The sequence below is a fragment of the Algoriphagus sp. AK58 genome (genome assembly GCF_014324365.1).
Classification (GTDB): domain Bacteria; phylum Bacteroidota; class Bacteroidia; order Cytophagales; family Cyclobacteriaceae; genus Algoriphagus.
This window is the reverse complement of record NZ_QEIG01000001.1, coordinates 150,024-173,368: the sequence shown is the minus strand read 5'-3', so window position 1 is coordinate 173,368 and position 23,345 is coordinate 150,024. Positions and strand designations below refer to the sequence as shown.

General features: G+C 44.0%; 18 protein-coding genes. 4 read left to right on the top strand and 14 right to left on the bottom strand.

Going from position 1 to position 23,345, the window contains the following annotated elements; all coding sequences use genetic code 11:
• Positions 1-18: 18 nt before the first annotated feature.
• The 4 genes from DDT91_RS00705 to DDT91_RS00690 form a co-directional block, all read right to left on the bottom strand.
• Entirely contained in the window at positions 19-1,377 is a 1,359-nt protein-coding gene (locus tag DDT91_RS00705; protein ID WP_187174193.1) for an MATE family efflux transporter, read from the bottom strand.
• A 4-nt stretch (positions 1,378-1,381) separates the two neighbouring features.
• Positions 1,382-1,924, bottom strand: coding sequence for an NUDIX hydrolase (locus DDT91_RS00700; protein ID WP_187174192.1), 543 nt, complete (start codon positions 1,922-1,924; stop codon positions 1,382-1,384).
• A gap of 55 nt (positions 1,925-1,979) precedes the next feature.
• Complete coding sequence (locus DDT91_RS00695; RefSeq protein ID WP_187174191.1) at positions 1,980-2,462, bottom strand: Lrp/AsnC family transcriptional regulator; 483 nt, start codon at positions 2,460-2,462, stop codon at positions 1,980-1,982.
• A 210-nt stretch (positions 2,463-2,672) separates the two neighbouring features.
• Positions 2,673-3,812, bottom strand: coding sequence for a lipopolysaccharide assembly protein LapB (locus tag DDT91_RS00690; protein WP_255501987.1), 1,140 nt, complete (start codon positions 3,810-3,812; stop codon positions 2,673-2,675).
• Between the two features lie 136 nt (positions 3,813-3,948).
• Between DDT91_RS00690 and DDT91_RS00685 the strand changes: the two genes are divergently transcribed.
• On the top strand, positions 3,949-4,596 hold the full coding sequence (locus tag DDT91_RS00685) for a sulfate ABC transporter permease (RefSeq protein WP_187174189.1): 648 nt from the start codon (positions 3,949-3,951) through the stop codon (positions 4,594-4,596).
• On the opposite strand, the gene DDT91_RS00680 is transcribed toward DDT91_RS00685, so the two are convergent.
• Together DDT91_RS00680 and DDT91_RS00675 are read right to left on the bottom strand one after the other, a co-directional pair.
• Positions 4,593-4,739 carry a DUF2256 domain-containing protein gene (locus DDT91_RS00680; protein WP_187174188.1) on the bottom strand — a complete coding sequence of 49 codons (147 nt, stop codon included), beginning with the start codon at positions 4,737-4,739 and terminating at the stop codon, positions 4,593-4,595. The genes DDT91_RS00685 and DDT91_RS00680 overlap by 4 nt on opposite strands.
• Position 4,740: 1 nt before the next feature.
• Positions 4,741-6,207: a deoxyribodipyrimidine photo-lyase gene (locus DDT91_RS00675; RefSeq protein WP_187174187.1), complete on the bottom strand. Its 1,467-nt coding sequence runs from the start codon at positions 6,205-6,207 to the stop codon at positions 4,741-4,743.
• Between the two features lie 41 nt (positions 6,208-6,248).
• Between DDT91_RS00675 and DDT91_RS00670 the strand changes: the two genes are divergently transcribed.
• Positions 6,249-6,533 carry a TIGR03643 family protein gene (locus DDT91_RS00670; RefSeq protein WP_187174186.1) on the top strand — a complete coding sequence of 95 codons (285 nt, stop codon included), beginning with the start codon at positions 6,249-6,251 and terminating at the stop codon, positions 6,531-6,533.
• Positions 6,534-6,587: 54 nt separating this feature from the next.
• Here DDT91_RS00670 and DDT91_RS00665 read toward each other — a convergent pair whose 3' ends face one another.
• The 5 genes from DDT91_RS00665 to DDT91_RS00645 form a co-directional block, all read right to left on the bottom strand.
• Positions 6,588-8,099 (bottom strand): DUF4394 domain-containing protein, encoded by a 1,512-nt coding sequence (locus DDT91_RS00665; RefSeq protein WP_187174185.1) that lies wholly within the window; start codon positions 8,097-8,099, stop codon positions 6,588-6,590.
• 140 nt (positions 8,100-8,239) lie between these two features.
• Positions 8,240-8,575, bottom strand: coding sequence for a rhodanese-like domain-containing protein (locus DDT91_RS00660; protein ID WP_187174184.1), 336 nt, complete (start codon positions 8,573-8,575; stop codon positions 8,240-8,242).
• Positions 8,576-8,653: 78 nt separating this feature from the next.
• Entirely contained in the window at positions 8,654-8,911 is a 258-nt protein-coding gene (locus tag DDT91_RS00655; RefSeq protein ID WP_187174183.1) for a hypothetical protein, read from the bottom strand.
• Positions 8,893-9,768 carry a sterol desaturase family protein gene (locus tag DDT91_RS00650; protein WP_222718568.1) on the bottom strand — a complete coding sequence of 292 codons (876 nt, stop codon included), beginning with the start codon at positions 9,766-9,768 and terminating at the stop codon, positions 8,893-8,895. The genes DDT91_RS00655 and DDT91_RS00650 overlap by 19 nt, the downstream gene beginning before the upstream one ends.
• Before the next feature lie 3 nt (positions 9,769-9,771).
• Complete coding sequence (locus DDT91_RS00645) at positions 9,772-10,578, bottom strand: sulfite exporter TauE/SafE family protein (RefSeq protein WP_187174182.1); 807 nt, start codon at positions 10,576-10,578, stop codon at positions 9,772-9,774.
• Positions 10,579-10,768: 190 nt separating this feature from the next.
• On the opposite strand from DDT91_RS00645, the gene DDT91_RS00640 reads away from it, so the two are divergent.
• Positions 10,769-11,572 carry a universal stress protein gene (locus DDT91_RS00640; RefSeq protein ID WP_187174181.1) on the top strand — a complete coding sequence of 268 codons (804 nt, stop codon included), beginning with the start codon at positions 10,769-10,771 and terminating at the stop codon, positions 11,570-11,572.
• Here DDT91_RS00640 and DDT91_RS00635 read toward each other — a convergent pair whose 3' ends face one another.
• Positions 11,573-12,229 (bottom strand): Crp/Fnr family transcriptional regulator, encoded by a 657-nt coding sequence (locus DDT91_RS00635; protein ID WP_187174180.1) that lies wholly within the window; start codon positions 12,227-12,229, stop codon positions 11,573-11,575.
• A gap of 187 nt (positions 12,230-12,416) precedes the next feature.
• On the opposite strand from DDT91_RS00635, the gene DDT91_RS00630 reads away from it, so the two are divergent.
• On the top strand, positions 12,417-13,679 hold the full coding sequence (locus DDT91_RS00630) for an FAD/NAD(P)-binding oxidoreductase (protein ID WP_187174179.1): 1,263 nt from the start codon (positions 12,417-12,419) through the stop codon (positions 13,677-13,679).
• A gap of 81 nt (positions 13,680-13,760) precedes the next feature.
• Here DDT91_RS00630 and DDT91_RS00625 read toward each other — a convergent pair whose 3' ends face one another.
• Both DDT91_RS00625 and DDT91_RS00620 read right to left on the bottom strand, forming a co-directional pair.
• The gene (locus DDT91_RS00625; RefSeq protein WP_187174178.1) at positions 13,761-17,972 is read right to left on the bottom strand and encodes a hypothetical protein; all 4,212 of its coding nucleotides are present in this window, start codon (positions 17,970-17,972) and stop codon (positions 13,761-13,763) included.
• A gap of 28 nt (positions 17,973-18,000) precedes the next feature.
• A complete protein-coding gene (locus DDT91_RS00620) occupies positions 18,001-23,304 on the bottom strand; it encodes a hypothetical protein (protein ID WP_187174177.1) in 5,304 nt (1,767 codons plus the stop codon).
• Between the last annotated feature and the right edge of the window lie 41 nt (positions 23,305-23,345).

Sequence of the window (23,345 nt, the reverse complement as noted above, 5' to 3'; positions counted from 1 at the left end):
ACGATCTTTTTGGGGAAATTAATCCTGAATGATCTGAATGGATTGCTGACTGATTTTCTTTTTACTCAACTGATGGAAACGATAGAATAGCATCACGGCAGTAATCGTCAATCCAGTCAATAAACCAATCCAAACGCCCTTTTCTGCCCATCCAAATTCAAAGGCCATCACATAGCCCAATGGCAATCCCAGAACCCAATATGCCATCAAGGTCACAAGGGTGGGCACTTTGACATCCTCCAATCCTCGCAATACTCCGAGCCCTACAACTTGAACTCCATCGGACAATTGGAAGAATCCTGCAATAATCAACAGAGAAGCCGACAGTGCTACCACTTCAGGATCGTCGATATATAGGGTGGGAAGGAAAAATCGAAACGCAAAGAATAATACCGCACAGACAAACATAAAGGCGATGACCATCCCAAAGACGACCATTCCTGCTTCCCGCATACCTTTGAGATTTCCTTTTCCAATCTGATTGCTTACACGGATCATACCCGCTGTGGAGAGTCCTGTCGCCATCATATAGCTGATCGATGCCAGATTCAACGCAATCTGATGACCTGCCAAGGCATTGACACCAATCCAGCCCATCATGATCGCAGCGGTACTGAAAGCAGAAACCTCAAAGATGAACTGGAATCCAGTGGGAATACCAATTTTCAGAATTCGGCTTACCATAGGAAAACTGGCTTTTGGAAAGGCTAATCGAAGGTGAAAGATCTTGTATCGTTGGGAATACAAAATATATCCTCCCATCATAGCCATCATCAAAACTCTGGAGATCAAGGTCGCCCAACCGGCACCATTCAAGCCCAATTCCGGAAAACCCCAGACCCCCCAAATCAAAACCCAGTTCAAAAAGACATTGACCAAGTTGGCAAAAATGGTGATATACATCGCCTGCCTCGTTTGTGAAAGCCCTTCTGCCAGCTGCTTAAAGGTTTGAAATACCATTAAAGGGATAAGGGAAGCGGTGATAATCAATAAGTAGGGAACAGCTAAAACTACCACTTCCTCTGGCTGATTAAGAAAATGTAATCCTTGTGACAACCCTAAGACTATCAAAGTCAAAACTAATCCGGTGGCCATATTGATCCAAAGACCGTGGCTGAACAGGCGAGAAATACGTTTTCGTTTCCCTTTTCCATCAGCTACAGAAACCAAAGGGGTTATACCCATGGAAACACCTATTCCAAACATCATAATGACAAAAAATATACTGTTGCCTAAGGAAGCAGCAGCAAGAGGGATAGCCCCCAACCTACCCACCATCATACTGTCTGCCACCCCAACAGACACCTGTCCCAGTTGGCTTAGCATCACAGGATAGGCTAGGTTAAATGTAGTTTTAAAATGATCTCTTAAAGTCATGGTGTTAATAGCCTAAAATTCTGGCAGCCTTGAGGATTCCTGCCACGCTTATCGAATCGGTAATTTTGCCCTCCATAACCCAATCCAAGGCTTCCTTGAAAGGAAGTTTTTTGACTTGGATGATTTCAGTTTCTTCAAATTCCGTCTCTCCCTCTGTGAGTTCCTCAGCCATGTAGACGAACCCAACCTCATCAGTAACCGAATTCGAAGTATGGATTTTCATGATCTCAGTCCACTTTCCAGCAGTGAGACCTGTTTCTTCCTTTAATTCCCGTTTTGCAGATTCAAGCAAATCCAAACCTATTGGTCCGCCTCCCATGGGAACCTCCCAAGAATATTCGTCCGGAGTGTATCTGTATTGCCCCACTAGCCAAGTAAACCCATTTTGATCTATGGGGATGATCGCCAAGGCTCTGTTTTTGAAATGTACTTTTCCATAAACCCCTTCCTTTCCGGCGGGATTGATAATATCATGGTGCTCTACTCTGATCCAGGGATTTTCATAGACCGTACGAACACTTTGAGTTTTCCAGGGATTTTCGATCATTTTTTCTCAAAAAAAAAGGGTGGCAGAGCCACCCTAACTAGTATATAAATCCTGATTAAGCAGGGATAGGCAGCACTTTTGAATCCTTAAAGGTAGATAGAATTACCATGGACTGCATGGAATCTACTTCTTTGATTTCAGACACTTTTTCAAGCATCAATTTTTGATAAGCGGTAATGTCCTTGGCAATGATTTTCAGAATAAAGTCGCCTGTACCCGTGATGTGATGGCATTCGATAACTTCCTGAATCTCATTAATCTCCTTCATAAAAGCATCGATATTTCCTTTGTTATGACCGATCAAGCTAACCAATACAAAGGTACTTACTCCCAAACCAATCTTCTCTGGGTCAAGTTTTGCATGATAACTTTTAATGATTCCAGACTGCTCCAGCTTTTTTACCCTTTCCAAAGTTGGCGCAGGAGATAGCCCTATGTCTTTGGACAACTGTGCATTGGTGATTTTAGCATTGCCCTGAAGGATTTCAAGAATCCTGCGGTCTATTTTATCGAATTTGATTCTAACGCTATTGTCCATGATATTTCGCTTTTACAAAATTTTATGTTGCGCAAATTTAATATAATTGACGAAAGTTTTAAATCGCTTGATAAGTTTTTGATGAATGGAATTCGAAATTTTGTTAAAGATTCTATCAGATTAAGCAAAGAATACTTTCTATTTCAAACAATCCATCAAAAAAATTCAAATTATCTCTTGAGCTGAGCTTTACAAACGTGAGAATTTGAATTAAAGTTTATTCTTTTTGATAAAATCTCTGGCTTCCTTGTGAGCAGGGTGTTTTCGTTTGGCATATTTCTTCACCGTATCAAAGTACTTCCTAGCCTGAGCCTTGTTTTTGTCTGCAGTTGCCATTTTTCCCAACTGGATTAATGCGTGAAGATAATATCCGCTTTCTTGGGACTCAGACTCCTCTCCATAGGCAATTGTTTTCAGGTAGTATTTTTTGGCCTCATTACGATCACCTATCCTATAATGGTATTCTGCAAGATAAAATGCGGCATACCTCCCGCTATTGGCCTCATAACCGTACTGTTTTTGATCAATCCGGTCCAAAATTTCATACGACTGCTCCACTGATTCGGTCCATCTTCCAACCGTGTAAAGATGCCTTGCATACGACCTGTGGAAATAAGGGTTATTCGGAAATTTTGAATGAAGGTATTCAGAAATTCTCAGGGCATCATAAGGACGTTTTTCTTCGGAGGCATAAAGTCGGAATAGGAAATACTGTGCTTCTACACGGGTATAAAATGCAGTTGATGCCACAGTTTCCAATTGCTGAAGCCCCAACTGTTTACTGCCTTTTGGGAAAAGAGCCATTACCGGTTTTAGGAGAGGATAGTTTTCAGGAATCCAAACAGAGAAATAGTTAAATAATGCGTCCCCCAGCAGAAGTTCCGGATTAAATTCCTCCTCACCCCTACTCATATCCATGTATTTCAAGGCATTTTTGCCGGCAAAAGCCGCCTTTGTCCAGCTCTGTCGCTCACTGTATAACCTACCTTGAAATCCATATCCAGCAGCTAGGAAAAATGCTGCTTCCTTATTCTTAGGATTTTCTTTCAGCATTTTTTCCGCTTTTTCATTTGCCCGATCGAGATAACGAATGAAAATGTCATCAAATCTCGTATTGGTCACATCTACTTCTATCCTCCACCAATACCCCAGAGCCATCAAAAAATCGGGTAAAGGGTGAGTAGGATACTGATACATGATCACTGCAAAATCCCGCTCTGCTGTAGGGAAATCGAAGTTATACATGCTATTGATTGATTTGGTAATGCGGTATTGAAGACCTTTGTCCAAAAGCAAATACTCAGAATTGGACTTAGGAGTGACCGGATCTGCAGCTTGGGAAAAAACCATTTGGATTGTTCCCAGCCAAAGACCTATAAAAACAACAACACTGACTCCTTTACTCATTACTTTCATTTCGATTCTGCTGCAAAGCTACGTTGAATTCCAAACAATCGTTTAGATTTACCAACTTTAACAAGTGAAAATGGCAAAACCAGCTTCTCCTCTTGCCCAACGAATAAATGAGGCAATTGATTTCGACAAACGCATATTTTTTCTTTTTCTAGTCCTGACTTTTCTGGTTATCAGATACCTTACCAATACCCTGATTCTGGAAGCCATCCCCGAATCCGACCGTTTAGATGCACAGGGTGACCTGATGTTTTTTCACATTTTTAATACATTAAACTACATCTGGACTCCGTTTGCCTTACTTTGGAAATTTACGGTCATCGCATTCTTGTTTTGGTCCATTGGACTGATGGTCGGATACAAAGCCAATTTCAAGGAGCTTTGGAAATTCGCCTTGGTTGCCGAAGTGGTTTTCATCTTTCCGGAACTGCTCAGGCTTTTGGTATACATGAATCCATCAGGAAATATCAGTTACCTGGATATTCAAAATTTCGAACCTCTTTCTGCCCTTTGGATCGTAGGTCCCAGCAACATTGACGAGAAGTTTCACTATCCCTTATCTGTATTGAATATTTTCGAACTGATCTACGGCGCATTTTGGGTCTTGGGATTTCATTCCATCAGCCGAAGAACACTGGAAGAAAGTACATTGGTAGTCTTATTGGCTTATTTCCTTCCTCTTCTGATCTGGCTGGGATTCTACATCGGAGCTTATCGCTAAGTTTTTTTGGTCTTTTTTGCATCTCCCCGGCATCGGTCGGAGCAATACTTGACTTCATCCCAGTTTTTTTCCCACTTCTTTCTCCAGGTGAATGGCCTGTTGCAAACTGGGCAGACTTTGGTAGGCAGGTGTTGTTTTTTCATTTTAGGCCCATCTTTTAGATAAGGTATGTCTGGCCAAAACACGCTCGGCATCTTGGATTACATCCGGAAGTTTCTGAGCAGACCAAATTCGATCTCGGGCTTCAGCACCGGATTTTTCTGAATCTACCAGGGGAAATGGATAGTCTTTGCCCAACTCGAAACCCAGCTCTTGCTGCTCCAAAAGCGTCAATCCCCATGGAGTATGGATCAGTGAATCAGGCAATTTGCTCAGTTCAGGCACCCATTTTCTGATAAAAATCCCATCCGGATCGTGATCTTGGGATTGCTTCACGGGATTGTAAATCCTCACAGTGTTGATACCGGTGACTCCAGCCTGCATCTGAAGTTGAGGATAGTGAATCCCCGGCTCAAAATCCAAAAACATTTTGGCCAGGTGATTGGAGCCCGATTTCCAGTTTTGACCGAGATGATGAGTAAGAAAAGACACCACCATGGCACGCATTCTGAAATTGAGGTAGCCCGTAGCGGAAAGACAACGCATACAGGCATCTACCAGCGGAAAGCCTGTTCTTCCCTCTTCCCAGGCTTTGATCCAGTCAGGATTTGTGGCGTAGGAGAAACCCAAGAAACCCCTGTTGATGGGTTCAAACTCCATTCTGGACTCCATTTCAAATTTTTGAATAAAATGACAATGCCACTTCAGCCTGGATTGAAAATTGGAAATGTTTCTTGATTGAAAGCCTTGTTGGGATTTTTCTGAAGAAAGCTGATACACTTCCCGCAGCGAAAGACATCCCCACGCCAAGTAAGGCGAAAGACGACTGCAGCCTTTCCGACTTAATTCAGGCTTACTGATGTGTTTATTGTAATTTTTTACCCGGTCATCCAGAAAACTTCTGAGGTATTTTCTTCCTGTTGATTCTCCTCCGGGTTGCATCATTGGGTCTGGACGTTGCCATTTTTCAGGAATGCTTTGCTGAGGAAATTTCTCCCAGAAACCCCTGGAAAGACTCACCCATTGGGCTTTTTTCAAATCAGGTTGCTTGAGTGAAGAACTCATCAATCCAAACCACAGATTGTTCCATTTGTGCCTGTTTTTCCTCCCTCGCTCCACTCCTTGCTGAAAAAATTCCTTCCACTCGATGCTCTTTGATTGGAAGAATTCCGCCATTCTCAAATCCCTGTCAAAGGTGATTTTTATGCCTGTTTCCTGATGTGAGTAGACCCTTTGAATTTCAAATTCCTCTGAGAGTGCCTGAAAGACCTTTGGCACTTCTTCATAAAAAACCATCACCCTTGCTTGTAACGGGTTCAACTGGCTCTGAAGATCCTGAAGACTTTCCCATACAAATCTCCAGTGCCGATCGCTACTTTGCGGAGCGGCTACCAAACTCGGCTCAAATACATATAAAAGCAAAACCGGAAGACCTGCCTGAATGGCTTCCATCAAAGGCTCATGATCCCTCAGCCTCAAATCTCTCTTTAGCCAAACAACAGAAATTTTCATCGGTAAAGAAAACTTTCCAAAGCCTCCAAAGTTTGCACTTCATGAAGAAATTCAAGGAACTCACTGAACAGGAAATAGATCGAATTGTGGAGATGGCATGGGAGGACAGAACACCCTTTGACGCAATTAAGGCTCAATTCGGAATCAGCGAAGGTGAAACAATCGAGATCATGCGCCGAACCATGAAGCGAAGTTCCTTCAAAATGTGGCGTGCCAGAGTGCAGGGAAGAGCGACAAAACACGCCCAAAAAAGCCCGGATGACATGACAACCTTCCGCTCAAGAATGCAAAGGGGAATTGCTCTCAACAAAATCTCCAAGAGATAAAAAAAGCGGATCTACTGACCCGCTTTTTTTCGTTTAACTAACCCTATTTACCCATTAAAATCCAAGACCAACCGCCATTGCTGTCGGTGAAAATGGTAGATCGGCCGTCTTTGTAGCACTTCCTGTCATCAAATTGATGCGATACACTGCGTTGGCACTTCCTACACGAAGCACAGCAAAGGCAGCATTGGATCTACCGCCAATGTCAAAGCCATTATCTCCTGTAACATCTATGCCCAATGCTCCTAGAGGAACCAAAACACCCTCATTTGGAGGAGTTTGAGTATACACCATATCCGTCTCATGGTCGATGACATATAAAGTCGTGGAGGTCGTGCCAGCAAAATTATTGGTATAGGCAGCGGCAGAGACTTTAGGCATACCGGGATTCAGATTGCCATCGGTGGCTACCACAGTACCTAGCTCGGGATGAAGTCTTAGGTTTTGACCTGAATCAGTCACCAATCGAATTCGGTCTACAGTAGGATTAAAATCAAAACCTATCAGATTTCCTTGAATCATGGGATTGAGCGAATTACCAATTTTGGACAGCATCCCGTTGGAAGGATTGACGGAATAGAGCTGACTTAGATTGGAAATCGCAAGCAACTGTCCATTCACAGGCCGGAAATCAAGGCCTACAATCACCTCTCCCATAGCCAATCCCTGAAAGTCTACCATAGATGGCTGAGGCATCATGGGGTTGAATCTGTAGAGTTTTCCATTGGCATCTGCGGCATAGGCCACGGGATTGGTTTTGAAAGAAATACTAAGGATAGGCTGAGAAAAAACCCCTACCCAAGAGGCCTTTCCTGTATTCAGGTCAATGGAATAAAGTCTGGATTCATTGGCTGATCTTCCTACCGCCAATGCTTGTGAATTGTCCGGATTGATATCAAAGTCGACTGCTCCCTCCAAGTCCACTCCCAAGCTTCCTACTTCCTCCAATCCACCATCATTTGGAGGATTTTGCTTATACAGTTTGTCCTGTGAAATATCAATATCATAGAGCGTGGTCGAGGTAGCACCCGAGACACTGTTGGTGTAGGCAATTGCTGCTATCTTGGGACTCATACCACCATTGATCCTTCCATCCGTAGCTACCACTGCGCCGGTTTCGGGGTGTAGGCGAAGATTTTGTCCCGACTCGGAGACCAAGCGAATACGGTCTACAGTCGGATTGAAATCCAGTGAAGCCATACCCTCTATGGCCGGAGTAAAAGGGCCCGCACCAAGTGGAGTAGCCACTCCGGAATTTTCATTGATCAGGTACAATCTACTCGAAGACCCTAAAGCGTAAAGTTGTCCAGTGGCCGGACGATAGTCTATCGAAAGGATCATTTCCCCGGATGGCAACCCGGAAATCGCCTGCATACTGGCTGGGGCGGTAAGATTACCTTCTTCGAAAAAATAAAGCTGATTCCCTTCCGCTAAGGCTGTAAAACTTACCATTGGCGTCATGCCGGGAGTTTCGATGACGGGATCAGTGTCGTCATTGCAAGACACCAATGCGAATGCGACCAGAAGTAATGCCTGTCCGGTGGAAAATAATTTGTTTTTTTTCATGGTAGATTAAAATTGATTTGGACAGAAGTACGAAGCGAGTTCTCCAACTGGATTTTGAAAAATGAAAAAAAGAAAAGCCGGACTCAACTGAATCCGGCTTTTCTGATAACCCAAACCTTTAATCCAAATTCTATTTTCAATTAGACGGTCTCAAAAGGCCATCTCATAATGCCTCCTGCGAGGTTTTTTAAATTTTCAAATCCTAGGTCCGCCATGATCTCACAGGCTTGACCGCTTCTGTTTCCGCTGCGGCAATAGACCAGGTAAGTTTTGTCTTTAGGAAGGTTTTTCACCTGATTGACAAAATTGGGAGACATGATGTCGATGTTTCTTGCTCCTCGGATTTTACCTCCCGCAAATTCTCCTGCCGTTCTTACATCAAGAATTACGGTGTTTGGCTGGAGTGACAAATCATGAAATGGTCCTGCAGGAATGTCTTCGTACTTTTTGGTTGTTGTGCTAAAGAAGTTGAACATGGTTGTTGTTTTTTTTAATGGAACAAAATTACAAGCAACCACACCCTAGAATCAGTGCCAAAAGTCACGTGAGTCTAATCAGGCTTTTGCAGACTTCATTCTGCTTTTGAGTTCGATAATTCCAAGTCGGATGAGGAGTACCCAAGGCGCTCCATGCATGAAAAAGTCTCCCCAATCGATCAGTTTCATTCCCACAGCTCCACCGGCGATCCATCGGATTTTACCCCAGATGTGTGGTTCGCCCAAGATAGGCGCCAATCCCAGTGCAATAGTCAACACGATGACAAAGCTCCAGCTATTGTAAGGCATTCGGCGGTTTAATTCTTTTTGTTCCATGGATAGGTGATTTGTTGCCAGAAGGTTTTAGGAAACTCTTCTACATGATCAAAGCCCAAAGGCTCATTTTCGTTTTCATTAGGGATGTAAGCGGTACCAAAAAGGTAATCCCAAAGACTGAGAGATATTCCATAATTGACTCCATGACTTCCTTCCGGAAGGTGTTTGGCATGGTGCCAAAGGTGCATCACTGGGTTATTCAGGACGTATTTGAGAGGCCCATAGGTGATCTTGACATTGGCGTGGTTCAGATGTCCAATGATTATGGTGACTATGTGAAGGATGAAGAAATCATCCAAACCAAATCCAATCATGGCCAAGGGAATGTATTGCACTGATTTATAGACCACCGTTTCCATCCAATGGTATCTGAGGTGTGCCGCAAAACCCATTTGCTCTACAGAATGGTGGACTTTATGAAACTCCCATAACCAAGGGCTGCGGTGAAGCCAGCGGTGCACATTCCATTGGATGAAATCCGCCACTAAAAACATCAAAAGAAATTGCGCCCAAACTGGCCAATTTGCCACTTGAATCGCCACCAAGTTTTCTATTCCAAACCATCCCAGAAAGTCATTAAAAGCCTCCACTGCGACGTTTGAAACCGAGTTGTAAACAATCAGAGAAAAAAGGAAAAAGTTGAAGAACATGTAAAAGCCATCCAGCCAGAAATCCTCACGGATCGCTGGCTGGTTTTTTCTCCAGGGGAAAATCAACTCCAACATCCAAACGGCAACGGAAATCCCAACCAACCACCAGAAGTAATTGTGCCAAGAGGGATAGAGAATTTCCGTAGTGAGGTAATTCCAGTACCCGTAGTACCCGTTGATAAAAATGTTGAAATACTCCTGAATCATAATTTATATTGACATTAATTCTTTTACGATGATGTAAATACCCATAACTAACACAAACCAACCGAAGCCTGTTTTCAGAGCTTTTTCATTGATCTTTTTGGACAGTGCACTTCCAATGAAAATACCTACAATAGAAAGTCCTGTAAAGATCAACAGCATTTGCCAGTCAATGGTCTGAGTAGCCACATCACCCAAAAATCCGATCAAGGATTTAGCAGCAATGATCAAAAGAGAGGTACCTACGGCCATTTTCATCGGCAGACGGGCTAAAATCACCAAGGCCGGAATGATCAAAAATCCTCCTCCCGCTCCCACAATCCCAGTAATGACTCCGACCACAGACCCCTCTAAAGCGATCATGGGAAAATTGAATTTCACAGGCTCATTCTCATCACAATCCACACATTTTTTATTTCGGATCATCGAAAAGGAAGCTGCCAACATAATAATAGCAAAGAATACCATGATCCCAATATTCTTGGTTACGATAGCTTCGCCCACAGAGAAAAGGGGATCAGGAAGTGCAGGAACCAGATATTTTCTTGTCAGGAAAACGGCGATAAAGGAAGGAATGGCAAAGACAATTGCAGTCTTATAATTCACCAGGCCCTTCTTCATATAAGTACCCGCGCCCACTAAAGAAGTACTGCCTACAACAAATAGGGAATATGCTGTAGCCAAAACAGGATCCACACCCAAGATGTAGACAAGCACAGGCACTGTGAGGATAGAGCCCCCCCCGCCGATTAGTCCCAAGCTCACTCCAATCAAAATTGCTGCGGCAAAACCTATTAGGATTACTATGTCCATTTTCTTTTCGTTTTATTTTTTATGCCACAAAATTAACCCCACCAAACAGGGGGAAGCGGTGACAAATGTTACATGATACCCTTAGATCCGCCAATAAGTATATACTCCAAGTTTAATTTTAAGTTAAATCAAAAAGATTAACCTGCATTTTTATCTGAATTGGATTAATTTCCAGTAAAAATCCATCTCTATGAAAATCATTGTTCCTTTAGATTTTTCAGAAAACTCCATTAAAGCCTTGGAATTTGCTTTAGCCTTGGCCGACAAAAAACATGGAAAAATCACCCTTGTCCATGTGGTGGAAATGATCTACGATTTTGCTTCTCAGTCAGCATTGGCATTAGATTCCATGTTTGCCAATGCTGAAAATTTGATGAATAAAACCTTGGAGAAATACAAGGCCAGCGGGATTACGATGGATTACCAAGTAGTTGAAGGCACCCCTTCGGTTAGTATTGCCCGAATTGCAGATGAAATGGAAGCTACCTTGATAGTAATGAGCACACAGGGGGCAAGCGGCATCAAAAAATCCCTGATGGGAACCCATACCGTCAATCTAATCCGTGAAGCCAATTGCCCTGTTTTGGTGGTTCCTTCGGAAGCTAAGGTTACTGAAATAAGAAAAGTAACCCTCGCACTGGAGTTTGCCAATCATGAAGAAGAATTTCTCGACTGGATGGTGGATATGTCAAAAAAGTGGGGGCTGGGGTTTGAAATCTTGCATGTTCAAACCAGCCAAGGGTTTAAGGAAGAACTTACCGTTTTGGGCATTGAGGGGTATTTGGCTAAAAAATATCCGGGCTTTCGCGCCAAAATCCACACGTTTTATGCAGAGACCGCCTTAGAAGGCATCGAAATGCATATGGAGGAACATGATGACATGATCTTGGTGATGTGTCATGAGCACAGAAACCTTTGGGATCAAATCCTCAAAAAAAGCCACTCTATCCGAATGGCTTATCACACACATATTCCCTTGCTGATTCTGGTTTGATTATTTACTGATCAATTCTTCGAAATCATCGCGAATGTAAATCACGTTTCGCCCAAGTTCGATCCATTTCTTTTTTTCCAGCTGTTTTAACAATCTGGAGATTACCTCCCGGGATGTTCCCAATTCATTGGCTATTTCCTGATGGGTGATGTAGAGTTCATTGGCTTTTAGTTGCTTCATCTTAGTCACAATGTACCGCATCAAGCGTTCATCCATCCTTTTGAAAGCCACCGCATCCAAGGCTATAAGCATTTCATGAAATCGTTGCTGATAGGTGCTGGAGACAAAGTCTTTCCATTGTTTGAACTCATCTGTCCATTGTTCATGAAATTGAATCGGCACAAATACAAGGGTAGCTTTTTCTTCCACCACGGCTTTGATTTCACTGGGTTTGGCCGCAGAACAACAAGTCAAAGATAGGGCACAGGTCTCACCCGGCTCCAGGTAGTAAAGAAACAATTCTTTTCCTTCCTCGTCCATTCTCATGATTTTGATCGAGCCATCGATAACCAAAGGAACCGCCTTAATAAACATACCAGGTTCCATCAAAACCTTTCCGGGATCCAAAGTCATCACCTGACCTTTTTCAAGAATGGCTTGTAAAAGTTTCGGATCAGTAAGATTGGGTAGTGCTTGCTTGAGTTTTTCTAAAGTCATGGTTTTTATAATTCCTTGCAAAAATGGGCTCGTTCCAAAAATTAATTTAGTGATTAAAATCACAACCACTCCACATTTAGAATGAATTTTTATCCTTATTGCATCCTACATCCTAAGGTGACTAATATCACTTTTATTCTAGCTCAACCTCACTAGATTGTTCACAATTTAAAGAACCCTTTGTAAGATGAAACATTATCAGATCCTAATTATCGGTGGTGGAACTGCCGGAATTACCATAGCTGCCCAACTCAAAAGAAAAGATGCCTCTCTTCAAATTGGCCTGATCGAGCCCTCAGACAAACATTATTACCAACCTGCATGGACATTGGTGGGTGCCGGAGCATTTGATTTCAAGGAAACCGAAAGAAACGAGGGGGATTATATTCCCAAAGGCGTAGATTGGATAAAAGATAAGGCCACGGCGATCGATCCAGATAAAAATGAGGTGAGCACAGCCTCCTCAGGATCATTTACCTATGATTTTTTAGTGCCCGTTCCCGGTTTGGTGATGGCACCGGAGTTGCTTCCAGGCTTGCCTGAAGCTTTGGACAAAGGCGTAGTCTGCTCCAACTACACCAATCCGGAGCATACTTGGGAAGTACTTCAGAATTTTAAAGGAGGAAATGCTGTATTTACACAGCCCACTACCCCAATCAAATGTGGCGGAGCTCCACAAAAAATCATGTACTTGGCAGAGGATTACTTAAGAAAGAATGGAATCCGAGATAAAACAAACGTACTTTTCGCCACTCCCGGAACGACGATTTTTGGAGTACCGGAATTTGCGAAAACACTGAATAAAATTATTCACGATAGAAATATCATTTTCAAGCCATTCTATGCTCCGGTGAAAATAGATGGGGAAAAACAGGAAATCACCTTCCGATACTCCAAACCGGGTGAAAGTAGTTGTACCATCATGGAAGGGAATCCATTAGGAGAAGAACTGGTAGGAGCTCTCGAAATCAAAGTTCACTACGACATGTTGCATTTGGCGCCTCCCCAAGCTGCTCCCAAATTCATTCAAGACTCAAAAATTTCGATCCAGGAAGGCCCCGGCAAAGGATGGGTAGATGTGGACATCCATACCATGCAGCATAAGCGCTATCCAAATATTTTCTCTATCGGCGACGTGGCCCACTTGCCCACAGCGAAAACCGGTGCGGCTATCCGAAAGCAAGCACCTGTTTTAGTCGAAAATATTCTGACCCTGATCAAATCCGGAAATGTGGGGCAAAAATCATATGAAGGATATTCTTCCTGCCCTATCGTAACCGGATATGGAAAAATGCTTCTGTGCGAATTCAAATACGATAACGTCAAAGACAGTGATCCGATGATTTCGACTTTTGTGGATACCACCAAAGAACAGTATAGTATGTGGTTACTGAAAAAATATGGCCTGCCCTTCATGTATTGGAATCTGATGCTGAAAGGTCTAGCCTAATCAACAATCAAAACCCTGATCTGCCCCCAAAAAGTGAGACGCTTCTTGGGGGCATTTCTATGAGCCGGGGTTTAATTTTCCCTATTCACAAGTCGGGCAGCATACAAACGGCACTTTGGTCAAAGGTGAGGTCCGCAAAATCCTGAAGTGACCAAGTCCTCTGCTTAGTGGCCGAATTTCTCCTGAAGTAAATTTTTCAGGAGGATTCCCTCTAGCCACTCTCTCTCTTATGCTTTGGAACTCAGAGTTATATTTTTCTTGAAGTAATCCCATTACATCTATGTGGTCAAAAATATTGGTGATGTTTCCAAAGACCTCCACTACCAACACACTCAATGGGCTATCCTCAGGAAGACCGAAAAGCTGAAGTCTCTGAGCAATCTCCTGAGATGAAAACTTTGCCGTGCCCACCGGATGCGTTTCTTTGATCTTGGCGATCAGATTACCCACAGATGCTTTTTCAAGGTTCATTTGGATTGATTTTGAAACCTTCTTTGGAGTTGAATTTGGATAATAACTCTGTTGAACTAATTCCATGAATCGGTCCTGCTCTTTTTCTTTTTCCCTGATTTTCACCCCTATTTTCATTTCCCGCTCTCCCAGAAGGATATTCCTAAAATCCAATCCATCTGCCTGATAGACCTGGGCATAAAGCACTGCCCACAAGCTGGTTCTTGGAGGTTTGGAGGTGACATTCTTTCCGTTGAAAACCGCCTTGGAAAAAGGTGCCGACACATACATTTCTTCTGAATTTCGATTCAGCGAGCAAAGCAAAGTAGGGGCAGGATGCTGAACCCCCGTTACCCTGATGGGTCTTCCAAATCTCCCCTGAGCGGTAGACCATAAATTGCCCTTAGGCTGAGGATTGGATCCGGAAATCTGAACCAAAGGATTGAATGTGGCCCAATTAATTTCCTTGTCCACCTGTTCTCTATCCACAAAATGAGCATGTCCCACACGAAATTCATAAGTGAAAAAACCAAAAAGTTCAGGACTTTCGGCATGCATTCCCGGAGGCAAAGGAAGAATAAAGTGGCGGTCAGAATCTGTAGAAGGAATCATCTGCTGCATGGCATTGAGACCGGAGAGATCGTTACTCTGACCCGGTGTTATTATCCGCGTCAATTCAGGATCCAGATTGATTGGACTTTCTTCAGGAGCTACGAACTGATCAAAAGCATTGTTGGAAATCAATTGATCCGGAGCATTGGCCAACACTCGGCAGAAATACAGATCATCCGGATTTTCCAAGGGCTCCTCAAACTCAACCCAAAGATGTCTTCTTCTTACCTCTGTAGAACTGTAATCCTCTGATCGTTGATAGGGAGAAAAGGCAATTCCCACACTTTTTATCTTTGGAACCTGCGATGGAGGCAAAACAGTAGGCAAAGCAAGCCAAGGAGTGGAAATAGCTTTGACTTTGGAATGGTTTGGCTTGAATATGGGCTCGATGGAATACTCCGCCCAGATTTCATCCGGAAACCGGGGTTGCCCGTTATGCAAAAGATCATTTTTGGGTTCCAAAGCATCTAAAAACAACAGTCTTGTAAATCCCCGGTTGACCTGACCGTACCTGTCATCCTGGATGGCTTCAAAGGAAACGGTATGCTTAAGCTCAATTTCACCTACCACCAAGTCCTTTCTCCACTCATTGGAAGAGTCATTTCTAAACTTATGGGTCTTCCGGATGACAAACGAATCATTCTCCAGGCAATCCCATGTCCAGTCTCTTTTCAGCTGGTAACTCAAAGCACCAATCCAATGATTTTGAAGCTCGGCATTGGAAGCAAAAGTGATGCTGCTCCCATCGGGAGCTAGGGAATGTCGGATCCTTGAACTGCAGCCAAATGCAATCCGCTGACCTTTGGGGGCCAATAGGGTCATTCCTTTGGACTCACATCCCAAAGCATCCGCCAAACGTTTTACCACATCAGATTCATTGATTTCCGAAACTCTCTGAATGAGCATGCTGAATGGATTCTTTTTTGTCGTCGGAACTTGGTCTGGTTTCAAATAAATCCCCTGTAGCTCCGGAATCCTTCCAAAAGGCCCCAGGAAAGGAAGCTGCTCCTCAAAAGGAGGATGATAAAAACTCAACTGGGTGACTTTGCCGTATCGGGAATCTTTATCAGGATCATCATCGATTTCTCCCCAATATTCTTCTAGGTCAATCTCCGAATCCCCTACTGCACGCAAAGTGATTCGGACTTGTCTTCCTGTGGGCAAAATCAATTCTTGCATTTGATCCAAGTCGGAACTCTTTAGGTTGTCAATCAAAAAGGGATTTGCTTCATTTCCCAAATTCAAAACCGGCACATCAATGAAATTGACAGGAATCTCAAGCCCCTTAAAATAATCATCCGAAAAATTGCGAGTGGTTTGGTAAAGGGTAATGTACCCGTCCGTTCCATTCTGACTGAGCGCATTATCCATTCGAAGGGATTTCACCTCCACTCGTACATATACTTTATGGACATCCGGGTCAGGAAGTCCGGGCTTGACGTTTCGGTCAGGAAAGCTCATGCTTTTCAACCTATCCACTGCATCGGGATATTTTTTGGTAAAAATTACAGCAGGATATTCCAGCTTGGGCCTTTCGATTCTCAAGACAGGGCTTGACTCAAACTCTAATTCTTTCTCGTTTTTCGCATTAAAAATCTGTGCTTTTTGCTGTAAAAGATGAGGAGGTTTCTCTACTGAAAGCAATCCGGGATTTACAAATCGTCGAAATGAAACCTTCGTATTGGGATTGGGAGAATCGTTTGATGGATCAAAGGAAACCCGGGGTCCTCCCCCGCTGATATCAGATAGCCTAACTCTGAATTCATAGGTACCTCCATATCTAAGATCAGTTTCCAAAGGTGCCGGCTCCAGAGTAGAATTGACCTTTACCCCTTGTTTTCCCGGAGCCACCTGAGTGGTATCCAGGGCACTTTCCGAATAATTCTGATCTGTTTTATAAATGGCAATGGCATCTTTATCCTCGGTGACCAGATTTTTCCCTATCCAAGAAGCATAATACATCGGCATCCAAAAATGCTCATCTGTCGGACCTGATATTTTATTTGGATATACCTGATATGGTAGCTCTGTTTGAGTATCCGACAACCGGCTGACCATCGGGTGGTTTTTATTCAATTGTACCGCATTTAGGCTTTCCCATTTTTTCCCGGGCTCGCGCACGTCGATATGATAACCCGTCACGCAAAGCGGTGCGTCGATTCTTTTCCCTGATTCCTGAGGATTTTCAGCCAATTGTCGGATATACCAAATCAGTATCTGCTCATCGTCCCAACCCAGACGAATTCCGGTTTCGGACTGAGGAGCAAAACCATCGGGCTTTTCTACCAGCATGTTTCCACTGATGGGCTGATTGGCGTGAACCACTTTGGCAAAACCATCATCGTAGGCTCTGGCTTCCAGAAACAATTCGTCCCAGGGCGCTTTGGGAATTTCCGCTTGAGGTTCACTTGGCTTTTTGTAAATGACCGGAAAAGTGATCGCAGAGAAAACGGACCTTTCTTCTCCCTTTTTCAACACTGGAATTCTGGCTGCATATCGCTTTATCAACGGTCCATTAGCGGCATAGGAATCTGATTCCAGTGACTTACCCTGAGCTGTGGAAAAAGGATCATTGACAATGTTGACATATAAGAATCCCCCCTTTTCAAACCATTTCTCGTCCACCTTGACCGAAACGGAGTAAATCATTCCACAGGCCTTGGCCAAAAGCGGTTGTCTTAGGATATGGGCAAATACTTTACCCCAGCTTAATTTTCCTTTTGGAGGAAGGGGGGCTACTGGCTTTTGTTCCCGGATCGCACATTCGTAGCTGTCGTCGGTGACGGCATTGGGGTGCCTGGGTTGGGTAAAGTTGAAACTGCTCCTGTATGAAACAGGAAGGTATTTTTTGATAGTTTTGGAAACATGAGTGGGGGCCGGCATTACGTCTAAATCATCTCCTATCGGAAGATTGAAGCTCTCAGCCACTTGCTTGATCAGCTGAGCTTTGTGAATCGCCTGATCCACCGAGACCGGGACTGCTATTGGGGTAAACGCAGGATTTCCGGGTGCCTCTATGGGAAATTCGGATGTCCCTTTGACAATGGACAGTGAAAATTCCGGATGAAAATTGGAGAATCCCGGCACTTGGATGGTCGATCCCTGAAGTGTGACACTCCAATTGTCTTCCGGATTGGCATTTCGTGGTATGACCACAATATTGATTTTGAGATTTACCCCATCAAACTCCTGAGGAAGAGCCATTAGGGTCAAAAGTCTGTTTGGTTCCATAATAGAGGATGGTTTTAAAAGTGATTGATCAGGCGATCTGACGGGTTTCCTGCCAGGTTTCTTCAAAACTGATGTTGATGACAAAGCAAATGCTGATGTCCAAGCCAAAGGTGACCGAAGCCGTACAGTTGGTTTTATCCTGTGCAGGAATTCGTTCTACACTACCGCTTGCCTCGATGTAAATCGTCACACTGACCAATCCCCCAGCGAGGGAAGCTCTCCCTTTGAAAAGCATATAGGCAGTGACTGTGATTTTTTCCAGGCTGGCGTAGAGCTCACAGCCCACTATGTAGGTCACCGAAAGGGTACCGATCACCGGAAGACCTACCGCAATGGAAGCTCCAAATCCAAATTTCATCGCCAGACTAGGGCCGATTTTGGTATCACAGGCTAGCTTCAGCACCACCTCTCCTACTGCAAAAATGGTCCCCGCACCTATGGATGCGCACATCACTTGCAAGCCACCCCTGAATTGAATGTAAGCTCCTGCCGTGGGAAGAAGTTGCTTGGGGTCGGTAGTTACCTTGAGCGCTGCATTGAAATAAACCCCCAATTCAAGCCCGGCTTCAAGTTTTAATGGAGTGGTGGGAGCATCGTAGAGATTTTGCTCCGGAGGGAATCTTACCAGCGGAATCTCCTTTTTGGCCTCAAACTTATATTCCCAGATTTCTCCGGCATTACTCATGGCTATCTCGAGGCCTTTCTTCATCACATCGCCATAGCGGCCTTCATTGAGAGAAGCCAACATTTGAAGAATATCAATGACGGGCTGGAGGGAATCATGAAACTCGATTTCCGGAGTAGGATAGCCCAAGGATGGAAAATCGGAATCCTTTTCTCCTGGAAATCCTGCCTCTTTGCCTTTTTGGGCATCAAAGTTTCCTTTGATCCGCATTAATCCCTCAAAGGAGCCCAAGTCCACCACCATGGATAGGTTATTGAGTCTGCTTTTCCAGGTTTTGGCTGCATCATTGGCAAATGAATTGATATCGAAATTCAGTTTCCCATCGACGTAGGAAGCGTCCTTCTGTGTCTTTTTGGTGACATACTCTATGTAGATTTTCAAGGCCTCCATATCTACCAGATAGGTCTTGAATGGAGGTAAATCGAAAGCCAAAGCTTTGTTGAGTTGTTGGTTGGCCTTGCCTGCAAGAAGTTCAAATCCTTGGTCCACAATAGACTGTCCCTGCTTTTGCACTTCGATGGACATCAATTCCAACACATTGGAACCCAGGTCATCGATATCGTTTCTCTCCAGAAAAGCATTGAACTTGTTTTTAGCATTATCTACCCCGGTAAGCAAGGGGAAAGCCTTTCCAAATTCATCAATGGCATTTCCGGCATTTGGGAAAATGCTGTTTCCCGACATCAGGCTGTACGCATCTGCAAATAACAGAGGGGTTTTACTGAATAATTTCTTCTCTCCTTTGTGAAAACTTGGAGTCAATACCAAGGCCTTTTGTGTAGAGGTGGTCTGTAAAATCCCAAAATTGACGGTGTTTGAAACAGGATAACGGAGAAGCTCAGATGGAGCAGCCATTCTGATCAACTTATTGCTTTCTCCTAAAGAAACTGTGTAAAAATCAGGAGTCCACTTCCCATCTCTTACCAGCGGTATTGGGATATGGTTGGGCAATTGGGTCACTTCCCCAGTTCCTACGTTGTGCTGCACCATGCTCCAGCTTCCGGTTTTTGGAAGAATGGCACTTCCTCGGGCGGCTGCGACAAAAATGGTTTTGGAATTCTTATCGTCCCAAGCATGGGAAAAATCAAACCGAGTCAATCGGATCTGCTGCCCGGATTTGTTGATATCCATGATGCAGTCAATATCTCCGCCAATCAGTCCCCCTTGCAGATCGAGTAATTGCTTGAATCGCTGAGGAGTCAGTGTGAAGCCTGTCGGAGCGAGTTGAACATAGCCCAGGATTTTCTTGGCGGGAGTTCGGTTGTTTTTATGGCCTTGGACGAGATTTTCCAGTTCCACATCGGCATCAAACCATACCGGCCTACAGAAGATTGGGATTTCCTTATCCTGATCCTTGTTGTGAAGAACCATTTCACCCATCACATTAATGAAAGGTGAACCTTTTTTCACATAGTCTGTCGCCTGAAAATCAGCCAAACTGGCATCTTCTTTTATGTTTTTGATATTAAAGAGTCCCTTTAACACACCGGGATAAATGTCATAAGGTTCAACTATTATAAATTTTTTGGGAGAAACTGTGGTATCCCAATAGTTATATCTAAAATCAAATCTTCCATCTGACTCAGGCTGCCAACCGGAGTCCATTCGATAGATAAATCCCGAACTGGCCCTGAACAAAGTAATGGTTCTTACTACCCTGATTGCCCAAGGGTAGACTATACTTTTCACCTGGATGATTTCATGGGCTGTTCTTCCCAGAAACACATCGAATTTGGCCTGACTGGTGGAAGCAATCGCCGCGGTCGGACTTAGCCAATTGCTAAAGACACTTGCCCCATAGCCTGTAAAATCGATGGTGGTGACCGGAACTCCTTTAGGGTCTCCTGTCAATCCGGCAAACTCTCCATTGAATATCCTCGTGACCGAATCCCCTAGATTACTGGCTTTCGTGGGGTTTCCAAAGAGGTCCAGGATGTTGTTCAGCTGGAACGTAAATCCCTTAAACATTGGGAAGTCATTGAGCTTTGGATTGGGATCTTCCTTACCGCTATCCCCTCCTATGGCACGGATCTGGATCCCTCCTATCAACCCATCGGAAAAACTGGGCGCGTTGAATTCCAGCTTAGGCTTAATCGTTCGATAGTCATCGGAATGATCCAAAAGACCTACGGATTTTAACCCAAATGGCAGCGTAAATTGTGTAATCAAATCAGTCTTCTGCTGCTGGAATTTCTCTACTAAAAACTGTGTCAGAGGAATTGGCGCCAAGGTCACTTTTTCCACAGAAGAGTTTAGAATCCGTGACGGACCTCCATCATTGGGGTAATAATTAAACCCTTCATGGGGATCCATGGGGTACTCCTTTTTAGCCGTATTCCAGGTAGGCTCCCAAGCCACCTGAGGAAGCAAAAATACACGTGCATAATGGCCCGGTACTTTCACTTGCATCCCATCTATGGTGATGATTTCCTCTTGGTTGGACTGGATTGTTGCCTGCCCCTCTCCGGTTATTCTTGCCACTCCGGTTGTCTCTCGGATGGGCTTCCTTCGAACCGGATTCATTCCCATACTCACCCCCATTTGGTTGGCATTGGAACTGACATCTATCAAGGCAAAAAAATCGGAGTCTAGAACAGAAGCCTTCTTCGAATACTCTTCTTCATAATCAGGTATATTTTCCCGAATGGCCTGCGTGATGGTTTTCAGTGTGCTGACCGGTATTTCCGGCAAGGAGGCGGAAGCAATTTTGGAAGACATTTCAGACAAATTACCTGAGGAAGTCGAACTCCTCGTGGCAATCGAAGCATTGGAGGTTTGCGCAGTACCCTGTCCAAAATGAAAGCTTACCTTTACCTCATCTTCCTGATCCAACACTGATTTTTGGATTATCCTGCAAAACATCCACTGCGTGATCTGATCAAAGCTGCCACCCTTAGTACCCAACCTTCCAAAAATTCCAAAATTTGCCAGGTAGGGATCCGGCAATGTGGGTAAATAGCTAAGTAAGCCGAAAGCTAAAAAAGTCTGACTATCGGTAATTTTCTTCCATTCCTTATCACATTTTCCAAAAATCATCACCCCATTGACAGGTGAAACAGTGAATAAGGCGTTTTCTAAAGCAAGTGCAATATTTTTAAACTTTGGCACTTTGTCAAATGGCAACTTATTATCCCACAGCACATTATCATCAATCAGGTAAAGTAAATTTGCCTTATCACTTGCTGCAAAAAGCACCAGACTATCCTTGGTTTTGACGGCTACGGCATGCCCATTGACCTGCTTGGGTCGATCTATCTGTACATCTGAATGACAGTTGGAGATAATTACCTCCACTCCCTCGGCAGTGGAGTTGTAGAGAAAACCCAAATGCGAGGGGTAGCTCAGCAGTACTTGTGTCCCATAGGGATTCAAGTGATCCTTCCAATGCTCAAATTTCTGAAAGCTATCCAACGAAGATCCTTGCAGGGCGGTGATGGCAATTCGACCGGGATCTACCAAAATCTGAGCATTTCCAAGAGAAACGGGATTTCCTTCCATGCCTTTCCAGCTTGCCTTTACTCCGGTCTGAAAATCCTGGACTAAGCCTCCGGCACCTGCCGCTTCAAGAGGTGCGTTGATATCCAAGGTGGCTGCCGGGATTCCCCACCAGCTTTGAGTGACTTGCCCCTCACCTTCCAAAGACACGAGAGGACTCTGAACCTTGGGGAGTTTGAAAATACTTTCATTACAGTGATAGGGAATTAAAACCCGATTCAGCTGCGGAGAAAACGTGGGTAATTTGTTTCCCTGAAATGAAAAGTTCGCGGGCTTACCGTAAATATTCCATGAGGCATTTCCGGCAGCGTTGATTTTTTGAGCAGAGGCACCACCAATGACAAAACTCAAATTCCCGGGCGTAGCAAGAGTGGCTTCATGGGCATCAATTCCATGTTTGTTTTTTGGAATGGATGTGGCAGCCGTGGGCTGAATTTCCAAATGAGTGGTTACCGAAGTAGAATTGGCAACAATCAGATGCTGGCCCTGTAAGGTAGGAGGCGCTGATAGCTTGATTTCACCTGATTTTACATGAAGGCCTATGTACCTGTCATTAGGAGCATTGGAGGCTAGCAAACTTGCCTTGATCCAAACACTTCCTTGGACCACCTTGTACGTGTCAGTGATCTCCACCGGAGCGGCTCCCACCTTTTTTATTCTGGGTTCTGAGAATTGAGCTTTGAATAAAATCAAAGGTTCATTGGTTCCTTGTTTTCTTAAGGCAACCAGCTTGACAACCCTGTAGACATCCAAAAACACCTGCCGACCATCTACCCGGGTCAAAGGACCAATCGTTCTTTCCACCTTTGCCCCTTGGCCCCAAGCCGGCACGGAGCCTTCGATTTGAGTAGATCTGATGGGTGTCTCTCGGATAAAAACCCGGGTATCCGATTCCTTTATTTCTTCTTTGGCAACCTCAGCTGTGATTTTCTCAATTTGCAAAAGCTGAGTCTTCGGCAGTTTGGACTGAAAGAAAAAATCAGCAGACTGTATGGTCAGTTTCCTGGGATTTACTGACTCGGGACTCTGAAATTGAATTGCACGTGCAAATTCTTTCAGTCCTTCATCAAAAGATTTTTTTTCTTGGGAAGATTCAGCTTGAAGTTGTCCGAACACTTGCGCCAAAAGCGATTGAATCATGTCCTGTTCCATAATGAAAAATTAAGGTTAAAAGAAGACTCATTTCTCCAGAA

Coding starts and splice junctions, on each gene's coding strand:
- DDT91_RS00705 (WP_187174193.1), bottom strand. CDS start 1,377: ATGACTTTAAGAGATCATTTTAAAACTACATTTAACCTAGCCTATCCT.
- DDT91_RS00700 (WP_187174192.1), bottom strand. CDS start 1,924: ATGATCGAAAATCCCTGGAAAACTCAAAGTGTTCGTACGGTCTATGAA.
- DDT91_RS00695 (WP_187174191.1), bottom strand. CDS start 2,462: ATGGACAATAGCGTTAGAATCAAATTCGATAAAATAGACCGCAGGATT.
- DDT91_RS00690 (WP_255501987.1), bottom strand. CDS start 3,812: ATGGTTTTTTCCCAAGCTGCAGATCCGGTCACTCCTAAGTCCAATTCT.
- DDT91_RS00685 (WP_187174189.1), top strand. CDS start 3,949: ATGGCAAAACCAGCTTCTCCTCTTGCCCAACGAATAAATGAGGCAATT.
- DDT91_RS00680 (WP_187174188.1), bottom strand. CDS start 4,739: ATGAAAAAACAACACCTGCCTACCAAAGTCTGCCCAGTTTGCAACAGG.
- DDT91_RS00675 (WP_187174187.1), bottom strand. CDS start 6,207: ATGAAAATTTCTGTTGTTTGGCTAAAGAGAGATTTGAGGCTGAGGGAT.
- DDT91_RS00670 (WP_187174186.1), top strand. CDS start 6,249: ATGAAGAAATTCAAGGAACTCACTGAACAGGAAATAGATCGAATTGTG.
- DDT91_RS00665 (WP_187174185.1), bottom strand. CDS start 8,099: ATGAAAAAAAACAAATTATTTTCCACCGGACAGGCATTACTTCTGGTC.
- DDT91_RS00660 (WP_187174184.1), bottom strand. CDS start 8,575: ATGTTCAACTTCTTTAGCACAACAACCAAAAAGTACGAAGACATTCCT.
- DDT91_RS00655 (WP_187174183.1), bottom strand. CDS start 8,911: ATGGAACAAAAAGAATTAAACCGCCGAATGCCTTACAATAGCTGGAGC.
- DDT91_RS00650 (WP_222718568.1), bottom strand. CDS start 9,768: ATGATTCAGGAGTATTTCAACATTTTTATCAACGGGTACTACGGGTAC.
- DDT91_RS00645 (WP_187174182.1), bottom strand. CDS start 10,578: ATGGACATAGTAATCCTAATAGGTTTTGCCGCAGCAATTTTGATTGGA.
- DDT91_RS00640 (WP_187174181.1), top strand. CDS start 10,769: ATGAAAATCATTGTTCCTTTAGATTTTTCAGAAAACTCCATTAAAGCC.
- DDT91_RS00635 (WP_187174180.1), bottom strand. CDS start 12,229: ATGACTTTAGAAAAACTCAAGCAAGCACTACCCAATCTTACTGATCCG.
- DDT91_RS00630 (WP_187174179.1), top strand. CDS start 12,417: ATGAAACATTATCAGATCCTAATTATCGGTGGTGGAACTGCCGGAATT.
- DDT91_RS00625 (WP_187174178.1), bottom strand. CDS start 17,972: ATGGAACCAAACAGACTTTTGACCCTAATGGCTCTTCCTCAGGAGTTT.
- DDT91_RS00620 (WP_187174177.1), bottom strand. CDS start 23,304: ATGGAACAGGACATGATTCAATCGCTTTTGGCGCAAGTGTTCGGACAA.